The sequence below is a fragment of the Halohasta sp. A2 genome (assembly GCF_056175805.1).
On sequence record NZ_JAQFWV010000214.1, the window covers coordinates 1 to 439 of the forward strand.

A 439-nucleotide genomic window follows, 5' to 3' on the forward strand; every position below is an offset into this window, starting at 1 on the left:
ATGCTCGGGTACAAGCATTCCTTGGACTGTGTCTCCGAGTAATAGTTGCAATCACGAACTACGAACAGGGTGAAAATCCAGGGCGGACGAAGCTTGTGGTATGAGATGAATTGTATGACACCCTCTCTACCTAGTAGATGGAGATCTTGGCAGATGTTAGCAGATACATACTGGTGGTAGCCGGTGTTTATACAGAATCGAGGAGAATACCTGACCCTTTAGGGCCAGGATGAATCCGACAATTCCTACACAATCCACCGGCAATGGCAGGGTCGGGTATTCCACCGTTCTTAAACCGAAGATTTACAAGAGAAGCGATTATAAGTGTTTATACAGGCGTTTAGAATGCTGAAAGTCCACCGCACCCACCGGGCAAAAATCCTCAACCACGGACAGGTAGAGAACTCGCTCGACCGGCACGGATGGTCGGCCAGCAAAC

At 49.0% G+C, this 439-nt stretch carries 1 pseudogene; it reads left to right on the forward strand.

Features of this window, described 5'->3' with window-relative positions:
* Nucleotides 1-104, forward strand: a pseudogene (locus O2S87_RS18845) (IS5/IS1182 family transposase); the annotation flags it as partial.
* Nucleotides 105-439 lie beyond the last annotated feature (335 nt).